Below are 15031 nucleotides of genomic sequence, written 5' to 3'. Positions count from 1 at the left end.
CTACGACAAGAGCGCTAAGGTGGTAAAAGAAGCGTACAAACGCGGTTGCTCTATCAAAGAAATCATCTTGGAAGAAAAACTCATGACTGAAGACGAATTTGCTGAAGCAGTTCGCATGAAATAAAATCTCTCTCATCTCTATGACATATCTGTAACATCCTCTCATACCTCAAATGAACGGAAAATAAAAGGACGTAATAGTCTTGAAATCTTCAATAATACTTATTACTGAAGAATAGACTATTACGTCCTTTTTGTTTTATATGTCTTATAGCAATATTTAATTTAAACTAATGAAATTCTATAATAATGCACCTTTAAGAGCATCATTTTAAGCATAAAATATATTCTAATCAAAAAGATACCTTTTGCTACCCGCATTCATTATAATAATTTGAATATATTTCTATCCTCTTCACTAATTTGGTTCAGATCATCTTTTATAGATATAGATTTACCATAAATACGCTTTAAATTATTAATGCTATCAGTATCCTCTATTATACTATCAGTATCATAAAATGAGTAATTGGGTATCTTTAAAATATCTGTACCTATTGGTGTTAATAAAACCCTAGTATAACCCGATTCCCCTTTTACATATAAATATGGAAATACAACCTTATGAGAAATTTTAGAAAATTCCAATCTAGTTTTATATGTGCTATCCTCTAGCATTCCACCAAACACAATTCGATAACGACCTAAACTATAAGAATCTACTAGTTCGGTATGTATCCCATAAAAATTTAAATAAATTATACTAAGTCCCACTAAAAAACATATGGCTAATATTTTATATATTGGAATCCTTATGTTATTCATGATATCTTACCTCATAAGTTTTATAGCTATTAATATCATAAAAAATAGGATTAGAAAAACATATTTCATATTGAATAGATTATTAATCTCTTTAAACCCATTTTTCTTAAATGCTTGTATTAACAGCTTTACTTGTTTACGACTTAATATATATAAAATTATATGCAATACTATCCCCGCTAGTATTGCTGCTTTTAGATTTCCTTCGTATCCACCAGTTATCATTGAGCAGATAAAAGCTATATCCATAAGAATAATTGGAATGGCACATATAATAACTCTGTAGATAAAAAATTTACTATACATTAATCTACACCTACAAATTAACTCTACTCTATTAATCAACACAACTAAAAATTTTAACTCTAATATATCACAATTATTATATAAGTTCATATAATCATAACCACCCGTAGAACGGGTGGTTTGCTCTGACCCTATAAGGGTCTTTCTCTAGTGGTGGCCCTCTAAAGAGGGCATTGAATGATCTGACAACCACTCTATTACCACTGGCTGCCCCCTACTCGGGGGCTTTTGTTTTGCCTATTTTACTGGCTCACCCGTAAACGGGTCGGTGTATTCTTTAAAGTTTAATGTATCTTGCGCTATATCCTCTTGTAGTTGATTGCGAATATACTCTTTTATCGCTCCTTCATATCGTCCTACCGTATCCACATAATATCCTCTACACCAGAAATGTCTATTTCCATACTTATATTTTAAATTTGCGTGTTTATCGAATATCATGAGGCTACTTTTGCTTTTTAAATATCCCATAAAACTCGATACGCTTAAATGTGGTGGTATCGTTACTAGCATATGAATATGATCCGGACAGCATTCCGCTTCTATAATCTCTACATTTTTCCTCTTACATAAATCTCGTAAGATTTTACCTACATCAGCTTTTATCCGACCATAAATTATTTGTCTTCTATACTTTGGAGCAAAAACAATATGATATTTACATCTCCATTTACTATGTGATAAGCTTTTTACGTCATTCATTGACATTGAACCTCCTATGTTGAAATGTTGTGGTTGCCAGACCAACTTCATTCTATCATTAGGAGGTTCTTTCCTTTTCTCTAAGAATTTTTACCGACCCCCAGTTTAACTGGGGGTTTAGTCATGCCTATTCGGCGTACAATAAAAAGAGGTATTGTATTTTCATATACAATACCTCTTTTTATTTGTAACCTATGTTTTTTTAATATATCACAAGTTTTATAGTCATTAACATGATCAAAGATATGATAAAAACCATCTGTTTCGTACTTAGCAGTTCATAGGTCTCGTTAAATGTATTATTCTCAAATGCTTGTATTATCAGTATTTCTTGCTTACTGAATTCCAGGTATATATCTAAATGGCATCCAATTGCCACGAGTATTGCTATTTTGAGATATCCTTTATATATATCCGCTGTCGTGGCGTGAATGAGAGAGATATCAAATAGCATAAGCACAATAATACATATAAGAATTTTATGGATAAAGGATGTATTATACATGATTGTATCCCTATAATGAGCTTACCTTTTATGCTAAGGAGCTCACCTTTACTTCTAAGCTACTCCGTCAAAGAATGTAATGACAGTAATTTCTCGTGGGCAGTTGATACGGATTGGGAACCAGTGACCTGAGCCGTTATTGACGTAGCACACGCTTTGTTCTTCTACGTAGCGACCTTTTGTATATGGTGTGCCTGTTGGTACCAACGGCATGCCCATGAAGACGATTTGACCACCGTGAGTATGACCAGAGAGGGTCAACGGAATTTTACATTCAATGGCTTCTTCAAAGAATTCAGGGTGATGTGCCAATAGGATAACAAAGGCGTAGTCAGGAATACCAGATAAAGCCTTATCGATCATAGCTTCACGTTTTTCTTTTTCCCGATCATTATCGTATGCAACACCAGCAATGTATACAGGTTGCTTACCACCCATAATTTGAATATTGCTATTCACAAGGATGTTCATCGGTGTATTGTGTTTCAATTCGTCTAGTACCTTATTCACATCGTGATGGTACTCATGATTGCCCAAGATGAAATCGACACCGTCTGGGATTTGTTTTGCAAAGGTTGTCAGTCTTTCACAGACTTGTGGTAACCAAGCGATTTTATCGATTAAATCACCAGTGATGACAACGCGATTAGGCTTCTCTACAAGGGCGAGCTTTAAAATTTCATCAAGATCATCTAAGTCGATGCTTGGGCCTACATGAATATCGCTGAGTTGAACGATTTTATAATCCTTTAACCCAGGCGGTAAGTTCGTATAACCGAAGCTTTCATGAGTAACCTCAATCTCATGTTGACCTACATAGGCAGCATAGCTAGAGCCACCAATTGTTGCCAACGGTACCACTGTTGCCGCCGTTCTAAAGAAGGCGCGACGGCCCGTTCTATTTTCCTCTGGCGTTTTGCTCCAAATTTTATTAACCGCCCAGTATAGTAAACCGAGAATGATGAATACAGGAATAGCCAAGAATAAGCCAAAGAGAAAACCGTAACTTTCAGTACGGAATAGATTCATCAACGGATAATACATCGTTCCGTATAGATCCACTTGATTGAGTATATAGTATCGGATGGCAGTGAACCACGCACCGATGATAATTAGATAACCTACCCAAGCAGGCCATTTCTTTTTAGGCTTCCACAAGTTGAGGAAAAGCGCCCAAAATCCTACCAATCCTATTACGAGGATAGCAGAAAAAATGATATTAAATAGAATTCTCATTCATTGCTCCTACAAATTATTTTGCTATCTCCGTCAATTTACCATGAGGACCTGCCCAAGCATAATCGGCGAACTCGTCGCGCTTGATGAGCATCCAGTCCTTTGGCAATTGCTTTTGGATAGCTCCGATTGTTATATTCTTAGCATCTCCTGCATACGTTAAATCACCGCGAAATGCTTTCATAAACCATTTTCGATGAGAGAAAATATGTGTTATCTCTTTTACTAATACTGGTTGTAAGGATAGTTCAAAGCCTAGGTCCTTAACTAAGGCCTCAAGGCCTTGTTCCCCTTCGTCAAAGGCAGATACCATTTCCACAGATGGGAATTCCCACATGGATCGTAACAGTCCACGGTTAGGACGTTTGTGCAATAGATAATGGTCTTCGTATTGCAAGATGCCCACAAATAGAGGAACCTCTACTACCTTTGTTTTCTTGATGCGCACAGGTAGTTTATCTGTATCCTTATTTTGGTATGCTTCGCACATATTTACAATAGGACATTCTCCACAGCGTGGAGTTTTGGGAATGCACACGGCAGACCCAAAGTCCATCAAGGCTTGGTTAAAGTCGCCAGGTCGATCGTGAGGCAATGTTTCCTCTACGATAGCAGTTATGGCCTTCTTACCTTTAGTACTCAAAATATCATCAAAGATGCGATATAAACGAGCATAAATGCGCAGTACATTGCCATCTACAGCCACCTCTGGTTCATTGTACGCCATAGATAGTACAGCCCCAGCCGTATAGGAACCTACGCCCTTCAAGGACTCCATAGTCTTGCGGTCATGAGGCACTATACCACCGTAGTTTTCAACGACGTCCTTTACACCAAGGCGTAAGTTACGAGCCCGGCTATAATAGCCAAGCCCTTGCCAAGCGTGAACGACCTCATCTTCACTGGCCTTTGCCAAATCCTCTAAGGTTGGAAATAGTCGCATCCAGTTATCATAATAAGGCTTCATCGCCTCAATACGCGTCTGCTGGCTCATCACCTCAGACACCCAAATCTTATAAGGGTCTCCGCAATCGCGCCACGGCAATTCACGTTTATGCACATCATACCACGCCAACAGCTGTGGCACCCACTTAGGGTTCTTTTTATCAGTCATATTACCTCAAAATATTATAAACTTAGGACTCTAGTACCACTTTCATGCCTATAGGCATATTACAAGCATATTGCATATATGTTGCAGCCAATAAGGTACAGATTATCCATTAATATACAGATCAATGCGCGCCAAGTGTTCGCTTTCAAGAACGGTATCCACAGTGGTCAATTCCATCTTATCTACCGTACTGTTGTCTCGGCCAAATACGATAGGCCCTTTTAACTTCTTGCCTTCTAGCAGCATTGGTAGCCATTGACGATCGCCATCCCACATGCGGTCGTAAGGAATTTCGTCTACTGTTAGCCAATGAGGTTCCATTTCGTCCGTATCCTCTACATTGCCTGTGAAAGTACGCAAAAAATACACATAACCTACATGTGTTAAGCTTTCATCAAAAGGAAATTGAAAGTCAAAAGCCGCTACACATTCTAAATCTTCTGGGCGACCATGAAGGCCAGATTCCTCAAACAACTCACGGATGGCGCAATCTCGGAAGCTTTCACCAGCCTCGAGTTTACCACCGAATCCATTATATTTATCAGCCCCGAAACCGCGTTTTTTACGACCTAGCAATATACGATTTTGTTCATCAATAGGAAATACAAGCGTCGTCGGTTTCATAGAGCCTCCTTAATCATTTATATAATACCCTATTATTATACCATTATTTCATGTACGAATGGGCTAATTATGGTATGATTAAGAGTATAGATTTTCTTACGAGGAAGGAGGCACATGATGAATAAACCACTACGATTTAACATCGCACTAGGGCGCACAAAGCCTGTTAATATTCGCAACGAAGAAGTGCGCTGCCCCTTCTGTGATCGTTCAAAATTAACGGATATTCTAGATACATCAGGTCATATCATATGGCTCATGAACAAATATCCTGTATTAGATAAAACATGGCCAACGGTTATTATTGAAACAGAAACAGACGAAGGCGAATTTTCTACATTGCCTGCCGATGAAGCGGCTCGCATTCTCCAATTTGGTCTAGATAAATGGCGTGAAACACGGGAACGGAAAGAGTTCAAATCAGTACTCTTCTTCAAAAATCACGGATACATGTCTGGCGGTTCTATCCGCCATCCGCATAGCCAAATTATAGGCCTTGAGGATTACGATTACCACGAAGATATTACGGCCCAAAATATGGAAGGCTGGCTCTTGTACGAAGATCAAGATGTGCGCATCACCTTATCTACACAGCCTATAATTGGATTCTTTGAGTACAATATACGCTTTAAACCAGATGCACCTGTGCGCTCCGTAGCGTTAAGATTACAGCAAGTATTGCGTTATGTATTGCGCAGCATCGCCAATTATAGCCAGTCCTACAACTATTTTGTATATAATCTTGAGGACGGCTACGACTACATCAAGGTAGTAGCCCGTTATGTCACAACACCACTTTACGTGGGTTACAAAATTCCTCAAACTTGCGATGAGGAACGAGCTGCAAAAATCATTCAAGACATTGCGCCGTACTTCCACGCCTCTAAATAGTTTAATATACAAATTGTATCTAAATAATTTTGATGATATATTTGAAAGGATGTTTATGAAAGTATTTGCCATCGGCGATCTCCATCTATCTGGCAATCCTCCAACGAAGCCGATGGATATTTTTGGTCCCCATTGGGATAATCACTGGATCCGCATCAAAGAAGATTGGATGGCCCGTGTAACAGACGAAGATATAGTCTTTCTCGTAGGTGACATGAGTTGGGCCCTTCGCCTCGATGAAGCAGCTTGCGACTTACAAGAAATTGCATCCATGCCGGGTAAGAAATATATGATTCGCGGCAACCACGATTACTGGTGGGCCTCTGCCAACAAGATGCGAAATCTCATGGGCGATGCTATCACCTTCTTGCAAGGTCATGGTACAGCACAGCTTATTCAAACAGAAGAAGGCCCTCGCATCATCGCCTTTGGTGGCACACGCGCCTACCTCTGCCCTGGAGACTCCCATTTCACACCAGAAACAGACCAATCCATTTACGATAGAGAACTGATTCGCACCGAAGCCGCACTACAAGAAATGGATAAAGCTGTAGAAACACTAATAGAATCATTCAAATCAGAAATAAACGTAGATACTACAGACTCTGATAAAAACAATCCACCAACCATAGATATAGACAAGATACCAGTAACAAAAATCCTATTGTTACACTATCCTCCATTCAATGAGTCCAACACGCCTTCAGGCTTTACGGATCTTATGGAGACATACAATGTAGATACTTGTATCTTTGGACATTTACACGATCAAATATCCTTTAAGCGCATTCCAAAGGAATTTGGTTCTACTAAATTAGAGCTAGTGTCTGCAGATTACCTAGACTTTAGACTGAAAGAAATTATGTAAGGAGAGACCATGAGTCGCATTCATAAAGAACATTTACAAGCGGGCTATATTTTTGGTGATACTATTAACCAAGAATATATTTACTTGCCCTCTGGTGAGGTAGGTACTGACCATCCTTTGGCAGTTCTGGAAACACCGACAAAACGTGAAGATATCACATTGGACGAAGCGGTCCACATGATTGACACATTAACACTAAAACGTTGTAGCCATCCTACACTAGGGAAAAAATCATTTTAATACTATAATGGCACGAACAAATTAAGCGGGTAGATATCTACCCGCTTTTTGTATAGACTTATACAGTTTTTAGATGTTCTATAAAAGGATTATCCCAAGAAGCCACCATGGCCCATGCGAATACAATCCTCTTTTGTGATTTCATCGTCTGCAACAAGGCGTGGCAAGATTTCATCAAAAGCAGTCGGTTTGCTGAATAATACGCCGCCTGGAACGCCGAGGATTGGCGTACCATCTGCGCAGTATGCAATACAAACCATGGATCCTGGCAATACAGGCAAACCATAAGTTACTACGCGATCTGCATAGCGTTTAATGGCCCCTGGTGTTAAATCGTCAGGGTCAACGCTCATGCCACCAGTACAGAAAATAATATCAGCACCAGCTTGTTTTACCTTGTCTATAGCGGCCACGATGTCGTCTGTATTATCTGTTACGATTTCATGAGCTACCTTTTTTACGCCGAATTCAGCGCAACGTTCTTCAATGATTGGGGTGAAAGCATCTTTAATGCGGCCTTCAAATACTTCTGAGCCAGTAGTAACAATACCCATTGTTTTGCGTACGAATGGTTTTACATTGAGTAAAGGATGACCATTAGCGATTTTCTTCGCATCCTCTACTTGTTGTTCCTCTAATAACAATGGAATACAACGCATGCCTGCTAATTTATCGCCTGCTTTCACAGGTGTATTGTTAAATCTCGTTACTATGGTAAGCTCGCCAATACTATTAATAGCATGTAAGCGATCTACATCAACTTTAAAGAGGCCGTCTACGTCTGCAATGGCTTCGATTTTGCCTTGCGCCATAGGTCCGTCATGCATATTTTCGCCACCTGCCATATTGTACAAAGCACGTGCCACGTCCTCTTCGTGCAAGAATCCTTCATCCTCAGGTTCCATCACAAAGATATGCTCTTTACCAAGGTCTAGTAATTTCGGAATATCCTCTTCCGTAATAACATGGCCACGACGGAACGGCGTATCTTTCACCTCTCCTATGACAATGCGTACTAAATCATGTATTAATGCATGCCCTACGGCATCTTGTGTTCTAATGGATTTCATAATATCTCCCTTTATAATCTAGAATTCTATGTAATGTATTAGACCAAAAATTATATTTAAACTTTAAATTCTGAATTCTATACAATGTATGTTATAACAACAAAATGTACCTAATCCTATTCTGAATTTCTTGCAAATTAGTTTATAAATATCTTCCGAATAAGACCTAAATAGTCTTATGTATTAATCATATAAAAATAGCTTTATATATGCTGTAACTCAAGTCACCTTATTCAGTAAGATCAGATTGCACCGAGTATACGCGCAAGTAGTACACCAATCCAGCAAAGGATTAAGCCCCCTACAACTTGTACAGAGCCATAGAATAAAGCTTGTACATAGGACTCAGACATCATCAGTTGTAACATTTCAAAAGCAAAGGTTGAAAATGTTGTAAATGCACCGAGTCCACCAACAACGAGGAAGAATCTCGCCAACTGCGATAAATCTGGCTTTTGCATATATAGACCTAGTACAAGGCCAATAATGAGGCAACCAATGAGGTTTACTACAACCGTTCCATATGGAAAGGAACTCACCTTTGTCATAACCCATTCGCCAAGAGCCATGCGACACAACGCACCAACAGCTCCACCAATGGCAACTGCAATGTATTTTTCCATATTGCCTCCTATACTTACAGTAGTATCCTACGATTTCACAATCCGTGTAATTATCTGAAATAACCGATAAATATCTAGTTTTCTATATTAGTCAACGACCAACAGTCTCAGTATACTATATTTAGAGAGCAGGGAAAAGAAAGGAATCCCTATGAAACCTCTAACAACACCGTTAACTGAGCTGCGAATAAATACCTACGAAGACCCATTTTTACAACATCAATATGTGTGTTTAGGTCATAAAATTGCCAACATACGCATATCTCTAAATATGTCCCAACACGAGCTTGCACGCCACGTTGGGATTAGTCGCAGTTATCTGAGCAAGCTAGAGTGTGGCACAGGCATATCCGGCATGTCTTTAGAAATTTTATTTAAAATCGCTCAAGCATTCCAAATTGATGTAGCTCAGCTTGTAAGGTTGCGTATCATAGATTATAAAAGTTGCAATGCTCATCTTACGTCACACTATAAACGATTAGAATTTCTAAGTCATACGAGGAACAGCGCCCTAACTAAAGTTAAGCCAAAGCTAAGTTAAGTTAAGCTAATCAAATACAGTATTAACACTCGTACAGAAAAAGCCCCGCCAACGGCGGAGCCTTTCATAAAGCATGCCAACAATAGGCATTATACTTCATTAAGTTTTTTGTGTTGCACTTCAGCATTTGCTTTTTTGAAGATAAATGCATTATTAATATGCTGACGCATAGCAGTTTCTGCGGCCACTTCATCATGACGCTCAATAGCATCTACGATATGATCATGTTCATCGTCGCAATCATGGGTACGCACTGCATTAAAAGAGCTAATGTACATATCGCGGTTAACGCGTTCACGGAAGCTCGCTAAGTATTCTACAACGCGTTCATTACCAGAATAATGAGCAATCATAGTATGGAAACGACTGTTTACTTCAACGCGTTCTGTAGCCTCTTCAATTTCATGCATTTCTTTACAAATTTCACGCAACTCTTTAATTTGTTCATCAGTCGCATGACGGGCACAAAGTCGCGCACCAAGGCCTTCCATTACTTCACGCACTTGATACAATGCAATAATCTCTTCAGGAGTATCCGCCTTTACAGTAACACCCTTCCAAGGAACGATAACTACGAGATTATCTTTAGCCAATTTACGGAATGCTTCGCGAACAGGTGTAGCACTCACTTGCAATTGTTCTGCAATTTTTACTTCGTTAAGCTTTTCTTGTGGCATCAATTCGCCTGTTAAGATAGCTGTTTTTAATGTTAAATAAACTTGTTCACTAAGTGGTAATCTTTCAATGGAGTCCACAGCGGACAATTTGTATTTATCTTTAGAATCTTGTCGTCCCATTAATATCCCCTAATCTTATATCCCCTCAACTCATTCGTACTTTCAAAGAACGGCTAAAATGAGTATAATATATTGTACGATATATTTTGTATTTTGAATAAATATGTTATATGTGATTTAGTACATATAGTATAATTATAGAGCTCACATCTAAGACTGTCAATTTAACGATAGATAATAGCTATATCTCATTTTTGAAAGTAAGGAAGTTATATCATGAGCCGTTGTTTGGTAATCATAAACCCTGTATCAGGTGGCGGTGCGGCACGTCGCTATGCCCTCGATTTACAATGGAAATTGAGCACCTTATTCGAAACGATTGAGGTCAAATTCACTACTGGTGAAGGCGATGCTACACGTTTCGCAAAGGATGCTTGCGAACGCGGATTCGATGCTGTGTTCTGCATGGGCGGTGACGGTACCGTAAATGAAACCGTTAACGGTATTGCTCAAGGTGGCTTTAAATCTACCTTTGGTTTCATCCCTGTTGGTACTGTAAACGATATGTCTCGTGCCCTTGGTATTCATCAGAATCCAACACAGGCGATCAAACGTATTGATATCAACCAAACACGTACCATTGATATCGGTCGTTGTAACGACAGATATTTCTGCAATAATATCGCAGCCGGTGTTATTCCAAAGGTAATCGAAGAGGTTACCCCAAAGGAAAAGAGCATCTTGGGCCCTCTAGCCTACTTCTTACGCGCAGGGCAAGCCTTATTTACAACAAAGGACTACACATACCGCATCAAAACAGAGAATGACGATTTTATCTGTAAATCCCCACTCGTTCTTGCATTGCTCACCAATGTAGTATCTAGCTTTGAACGCTTCATGCCGGAAGCATCTGTAGATGATGGTTATATGCGTATCATAATATTCAAGGAATACTTCATCCTCGATATCCTAAGCGTATTGCCGCTTATCATTAGTGGTGCCATCTACAACTCCCGTTATACAACAACACTAACCGTGAAAAAGGCTCATATTGAGTTATTATCTAATATCGGTGATTTACCTACTAATATGGATGGCGACCAAGGCCCATCCATGCCAGTAGATATCGAAGTATTGCCACGGGTTCTAAAAGTATTTGCCCCAGCAAAACACAAAAAGAAAAAGGCTTTGAATTTGCCTATACTACCACATATTTAATAAATTGTAGAGAAATCTACAGGACAAAACTATATAACAATCTATAACATAAAAGCTCTCTATTCAAGAATAGAGAGCTTTTTTATGTTCATTACCTTATAAGAAATACCTACCTAGTCCCTGCATATTTCTCATGCATAGCACTAAGTTAAGCATATACTTACAAGGCTAGTCTATGCTGATAGCATCATGCAAACGGAAGCTATAGATATAACATGCTTTCACAGGCATCCCTGTCAATCGCTGCAAGGCCTCTTTATAGAGATCCATTTGTATTTTATAACGCTTGATGAGGTCTTCCCCAGATTTGACGCGGTCCGTCTTGTAATCTACAAGAACCCACTCACCATCTTCTTCAAAGGCAGTATCGATAATACCTTGGAGGAATAGATTTTCGCCGTCCTCTAAGGTATCATATACGCGTTTCCCTTCAAAAAGCATACTAAACGGCATTTCACGTTCTATGCGCTTCGCATTGATAAGACGCTTCCCAAGGTCAGAACTAAAGAATTTATATAGACTTGTATCGCTTAATAGATTTCGTTCTTCCTCTGTGAAAGTCCCTTTCGTTACGAGTGCATCAAGCTCTTTCGTTAAAGAAGCTTGAGTATACTGCGCAAGAGGAAGCCATTGCATGGCCTCATGCATCAAGGTACCCCATTGAGCCCCTGTCAACACATCCTCTTCGGACTGCAGTGCTTGCGGCTTGCGGCCGAATACGGAATTCGCCAATTCGTCGGATGAAACAGTTACATCTGAAGCCTCCATAATTGGTAAACCAGCAGCATTGGTATTCTTCGCCTCAACATTTGCAGATGATTTTGGATCTAGCTTAATAGCTTGACCTAAGATTGTATCTGAAACGGCTCGTTTAGCCTCTGTATCTACCGTTACAATTGGTTCGTTTAGGGTATCAATAGTGCCTGCTTCAAGTTCCCGTTCTTGGAATCGTCGTTTCAATTCACTGACGGAAATCTTAGCCGTGCGTCGCGTAGCATCGCTGTATGGATAGGTATAGTTGAATCGGTCTTCGATTTCCTGTGGCAATTCTACAGCATTAACTGCTTTCAACTCGCGTACCTTATTGATGGTAGTTTCATCGATATCTGCTTTATAATCGAGATCACCGTAGAGAGAACCATCGTGGACTTCGACCTTGATGCGACATTTTTTATCTGGTAAGTCAAAATAGGTCGGTCCTTCGTACTCAATGGCTACGCGCAATGGGTTACCACCGTCCAAATGACGAGCAAAGCCCATAATGAGCCAATCCAAGTACGTATTGGCTTGGGTGATAATATCCGTCGGCAATTGTTGACCTTCTACTGACGCTGTATTTTTAATGAGTTCACCTAAGGTACTCAACTTACCTTTAGCATTTTTAAAGCCTTTAAAATGACCTGTCATAATCAGCTTATCTCGTGCCCGTGTTAAGGCTACGTATAGAATCCGTTCTTCCTCTGCTTTGAGGGCCGCTTCCTTTACATCTTTTACATAGAACCACGGCATAGTTGGGAAGGATACCCGAATATCTGGGAAATATCCCTTAAGACCAAGTCCTGCATTCTTATCGATGAGTAGCTCTGAACGAAGGTCCATCATGTTGAATCCCTTTTGCACCCCGGATAAGAATACTACAGGAAACTCAAGGCCCTTACTCTTGTGGATGGTCATGAGGCGCACCACATTGTCCGCTTCGCTCACCACATTGGCAAGGGGCATATCTTGGTTACTATCGCGCAAGCTTTCCACAAAGCGCAAAAATCTAAAGAGTCCACGGAAGCCAGATGCCTCATAGCCCTTAGCTCGGTCGTATAAGGCGAGCACATTCGCGCGGCGCACGAGACCATTTGGCATGGCACCTACATAGTTTACATAGTCTTGAGATTCGTAAATATCCCATAGTAAATCGGTTACACCGTGACGGCGCGACAAGGTACGCCAACGCTCCATATGGTCAATAAAAGCTAATAAGCGTTCATCTTGAGCCTCATCAGCATAGGCTGGCATGAGAGACCACAGAGAACCCTCTCCAGATAGGCGCAGTGCACCTAGTTCGTTTGCATCAAGACCTACGAGACCAGAGTGCAACACTGCTGCCATCGGCAAGTCTTGTTCCGGATTATCTATGATAGATAACAACGCTAGTAAGAGCTGAATTTCTTGTGCTTCAAAGTAGCCATCTCGTTCGTTTACCACCGCAGGGATACCCGCTTGGCGCATAGCCTCTACGGCACGAGTGCCCCAACCGGCCAAGGATCTGCGCAAAATAGTAAAGTCACGCCACTCGATCTGACGGAACGTACCATCTGGATTTTGCACCTTCTTCTTAGCACCGTGGATTTCCTTAATCTTTTGAATGATGAAATCGAGCTCCCGCTCGTTGTTTTCAGGATCATCCCCTTCGTCCTCGTCGCTTTCACTAGCGCTGAGGGTATCCTTACTCACATCTAAGAGCTGCAATTCCACGTCTCCTCCAACCCAATCCTCCGGTGCATCCTCTACGATACGGCCAGGAATGAGGGATTCTGCCTCAGTATAATTGAGCTCCGCCGCCTCTTCCGTCATGATTTGATAGAACAAGAAGTTCGTAGCGGCCAAAATATTTTCGTGAGATCGGAAATTCTTTGCTAGGTCGATACGGCGTTCTACCGCATCAGTGTCGCCGTAGGTATTGTATTTCTCCATAAACAGAGAACTATCGGCCATACGGAAGCTATAAATCGCTTGCTTCACGTCCCCTACGTAGAACCGGTTATCGACGCGAGAAATCAAGTTGATAATCGTCTCTTGCACGCCGTTTGTATCTTGATATTCATCGACCATGATTTCTTTGAAAGTATCTTGCAACTCCTTTGCCACGTCAGACGGCTGAGGATCATCTTCTGTACCAGGTTCAACAAGAAGGGCCAAGCATAAATGCTCCAAGTCACTAAAGTCCATGATGCCTTGCTCTTGCTTCATGTCCCGATAGGCTTGATGGAACGCAATGGTGAGCTCCACAAGACCTTCAATAATTGGATATTGGGCCTTGAACTGCTCTTGCAAGGTAGCTTCTGGCACGGTAAACACTGCTGCTTGCATGGCTTTAAGGTCATCCTTATTTTGAGCACCTAAGGATTTAAACTCAGCTACCAATATAGGGTCAAAGGCTTGTGCCTCTTTTGAGCCCATACGGAACTGATCTTTAATAAAGGTATCCATATGCTTACAAGCTTCGCCCATATCGTCCCAAGTTTGAGCACTTGAAAGCATGCCTAGTGCAGCTAATTGGTTATCATATATATTTTGCCATTTATGAGGCCCCACTGGATCGAGCAAGATTTGCTCCATCCGCTCTAAGCGCTCGCGAATACGGTCAATAACAGCTACATGTTGATCCCACATATATTGGCCCCATAGGGTCTCACTAGGATTTACAGTCATAGCCTCTTTATAAGGCTCTAAGGCTTTTCGTAACCACCCATCAGGATTAGCAAGGGACATGGCGTAGTTATATAAAGACATAATCTTCGCCGTTAAGCCTGCATC

At 40.5% G+C, this 15031-nt stretch carries 15 protein-coding genes; 6 read left to right on the top strand and 9 right to left on the bottom strand.

The window, feature by feature from the left end:
- Positions 1 to 124 (top strand): hypothetical protein (locus Q7P05_RS00110; RefSeq protein WP_303929959.1); only part of this gene is annotated, 124 nt, incomplete at its 5' end.
- A 260-nt stretch (positions 125 to 384) separates the two neighbouring features.
- Here Q7P05_RS00110 and Q7P05_RS00105 read toward each other — a convergent pair.
- From Q7P05_RS00105 to Q7P05_RS00085, 5 genes are all read right to left on the bottom strand, one after another.
- Positions 385 to 825 carry a hypothetical protein gene (locus Q7P05_RS00105; protein WP_303929958.1) on the bottom strand — a complete coding sequence of 147 codons (441 nt, stop codon included), beginning with the start codon at positions 823 to 825 and terminating at the stop codon, positions 385 to 387.
- Positions 826 to 1368: 543 nt separating this feature from the next.
- The gene (gene tnpA, locus Q7P05_RS00100; protein WP_038125930.1) at positions 1369 to 1833 is read right to left on the bottom strand and encodes an IS200/IS605 family transposase; all 465 of its coding nucleotides are present in this window, start codon (positions 1831 to 1833) and stop codon (positions 1369 to 1371) included.
- 559 nt (positions 1834 to 2392) lie between these two features.
- Positions 2393 to 3574 (bottom strand): metallophosphoesterase, encoded by a 1182-nt coding sequence (locus Q7P05_RS00095; protein ID WP_303929957.1) that lies wholly within the window; start codon positions 3572 to 3574, stop codon positions 2393 to 2395.
- A 16-nt stretch (positions 3575 to 3590) separates the two neighbouring features.
- The gene (gene mutY / locus Q7P05_RS00090; RefSeq protein ID WP_303929956.1) at positions 3591 to 4688 is read right to left on the bottom strand and encodes an A/G-specific adenine glycosylase; all 1098 of its coding nucleotides are present in this window, start codon (positions 4686 to 4688) and stop codon (positions 3591 to 3593) included.
- Between the two features lie 102 nt (positions 4689 to 4790).
- Positions 4791 to 5312: an 8-oxo-dGTP diphosphatase gene (locus Q7P05_RS00085; RefSeq protein WP_303929955.1), complete on the bottom strand. Its 522-nt coding sequence runs from the start codon at positions 5310 to 5312 to the stop codon at positions 4791 to 4793.
- Between the two features lie 117 nt (positions 5313 to 5429).
- Between Q7P05_RS00085 and Q7P05_RS00080 the strand changes: the two genes are divergently transcribed.
- Genes Q7P05_RS00080 through Q7P05_RS00070 form a run of 3 tightly spaced genes read left to right on the top strand, consistent with a single transcriptional unit; the run spans position 5430 to position 7311 of the window.
- Positions 5430 to 6203: a DUF4931 domain-containing protein gene (locus tag Q7P05_RS00080; protein WP_024066419.1), complete on the top strand. Its 774-nt coding sequence runs from the start codon at positions 5430 to 5432 to the stop codon at positions 6201 to 6203.
- A 55-nt stretch (positions 6204 to 6258) separates the two neighbouring features.
- Entirely contained in the window at positions 6259 to 7071 is an 813-nt protein-coding gene (locus Q7P05_RS00075) for a metallophosphoesterase (RefSeq protein ID WP_303929953.1), read from the top strand.
- 9 nt (positions 7072 to 7080) lie between these two features.
- Positions 7081 to 7311 carry a hypothetical protein gene (locus Q7P05_RS00070; protein WP_005385164.1) on the top strand — a complete coding sequence of 77 codons (231 nt, stop codon included), beginning with the start codon at positions 7081 to 7083 and terminating at the stop codon, positions 7309 to 7311.
- An 89-nt stretch (positions 7312 to 7400) separates the two neighbouring features.
- Here the strand turns inward: Q7P05_RS00070 and Q7P05_RS00065 are convergent, their stop codons facing one another.
- Together Q7P05_RS00065 and crcB are read right to left on the bottom strand one after the other, a co-directional pair.
- On the bottom strand, positions 7401 to 8381 hold the full coding sequence (locus Q7P05_RS00065) for a molybdopterin-binding protein (RefSeq protein WP_295867266.1): 981 nt from the start codon (positions 8379 to 8381) through the stop codon (positions 7401 to 7403).
- Between the two features lie 242 nt (positions 8382 to 8623).
- A complete protein-coding gene (crcB, locus tag Q7P05_RS00060) occupies positions 8624 to 9004 on the bottom strand; it encodes a fluoride efflux transporter CrcB (protein ID WP_295231050.1) in 381 nt (126 codons plus the stop codon).
- A gap of 151 nt (positions 9005 to 9155) precedes the next feature.
- Here crcB and Q7P05_RS00055 point away from each other — a divergent pair, with 151 nt between their 5' ends.
- The gene (locus Q7P05_RS00055) at positions 9156 to 9545 is read left to right on the top strand and encodes a helix-turn-helix domain-containing protein (RefSeq protein ID WP_156719569.1); all 390 of its coding nucleotides are present in this window, start codon (positions 9156 to 9158) and stop codon (positions 9543 to 9545) included.
- An 89-nt stretch (positions 9546 to 9634) separates the two neighbouring features.
- Here the strand turns inward: Q7P05_RS00055 and Q7P05_RS00050 are convergent, their stop codons facing one another.
- A complete protein-coding gene (locus Q7P05_RS00050; RefSeq protein ID WP_024064500.1) occupies positions 9635 to 10342 on the bottom strand; it encodes a GntR family transcriptional regulator in 708 nt (235 codons plus the stop codon).
- 216 nt (positions 10343 to 10558) lie between these two features.
- On the opposite strand from Q7P05_RS00050, the gene Q7P05_RS00045 reads away from it, so the two are divergent.
- A complete protein-coding gene (locus tag Q7P05_RS00045; RefSeq protein WP_156719570.1) occupies positions 10559 to 11500 on the top strand; it encodes a diacylglycerol kinase family protein in 942 nt (313 codons plus the stop codon).
- Between the two features lie 168 nt (positions 11501 to 11668).
- Here Q7P05_RS00045 and addA read toward each other — a convergent pair.
- Positions 11669 to 15031 (bottom strand): helicase-exonuclease AddAB subunit AddA (addA, locus tag Q7P05_RS00040; RefSeq protein WP_303929952.1); only part of this gene is annotated, 3363 nt, incomplete at its 5' end.

Source organism: Veillonella dispar (assembly GCF_937975875.1).
GTDB lineage: Bacteria > Bacillota > Negativicutes > Veillonellales > Veillonellaceae > Veillonella > Veillonella dispar_B.
The sequence above is the reverse complement of the archived record's forward strand: the minus strand, read 5'-3'. Positions and strand labels throughout refer to the sequence as shown.

What these genes read in the sequence shown, in the direction of transcription:
- Q7P05_RS00105 (WP_303929958.1), bottom strand. Translation starts at nt 825, where the DNA reads ATGAATAACATAAGGATTCCAATATATAAAATATTAGCCATATGTTTT.
- tnpA (WP_038125930.1), bottom strand. Translation starts at nt 1,833, where the DNA reads ATGAATGACGTAAAAAGCTTATCACATAGTAAATGGAGATGTAAATAT.
- Q7P05_RS00095 (WP_303929957.1), bottom strand. Translation starts at nt 3,574, where the DNA reads ATGAGAATTCTATTTAATATCATTTTTTCTGCTATCCTCGTAATAGGA.
- mutY (WP_303929956.1), bottom strand. Translation starts at nt 4,688, where the DNA reads ATGACTGATAAAAAGAACCCTAAGTGGGTGCCACAGCTGTTGGCGTGG.
- Q7P05_RS00085 (WP_303929955.1), bottom strand. Translation starts at nt 5,312, where the DNA reads ATGAAACCGACGACGCTTGTATTTCCTATTGATGAACAAAATCGTATA.
- Q7P05_RS00080 (WP_024066419.1), top strand. Translation starts at nt 5,430, where the DNA reads ATGAATAAACCACTACGATTTAACATCGCACTAGGGCGCACAAAGCCT.
- Q7P05_RS00075 (WP_303929953.1), top strand. Translation starts at nt 6,259, where the DNA reads ATGAAAGTATTTGCCATCGGCGATCTCCATCTATCTGGCAATCCTCCA.
- Q7P05_RS00070 (WP_005385164.1), top strand. Translation starts at nt 7,081, where the DNA reads ATGAGTCGCATTCATAAAGAACATTTACAAGCGGGCTATATTTTTGGT.
- Q7P05_RS00065 (WP_295867266.1), bottom strand. Translation starts at nt 8,381, where the DNA reads ATGAAATCCATTAGAACACAAGATGCCGTAGGGCATGCATTAATACAT.
- crcB (WP_295231050.1), bottom strand. Translation starts at nt 9,004, where the DNA reads ATGGAAAAATACATTGCAGTTGCCATTGGTGGAGCTGTTGGTGCGTTG.
- Q7P05_RS00055 (WP_156719569.1), top strand. Translation starts at nt 9,156, where the DNA reads ATGAAACCTCTAACAACACCGTTAACTGAGCTGCGAATAAATACCTAC.
- Q7P05_RS00050 (WP_024064500.1), bottom strand. Translation starts at nt 10,342, where the DNA reads ATGGGACGACAAGATTCTAAAGATAAATACAAATTGTCCGCTGTGGAC.
- Q7P05_RS00045 (WP_156719570.1), top strand. Translation starts at nt 10,559, where the DNA reads ATGAGCCGTTGTTTGGTAATCATAAACCCTGTATCAGGTGGCGGTGCG.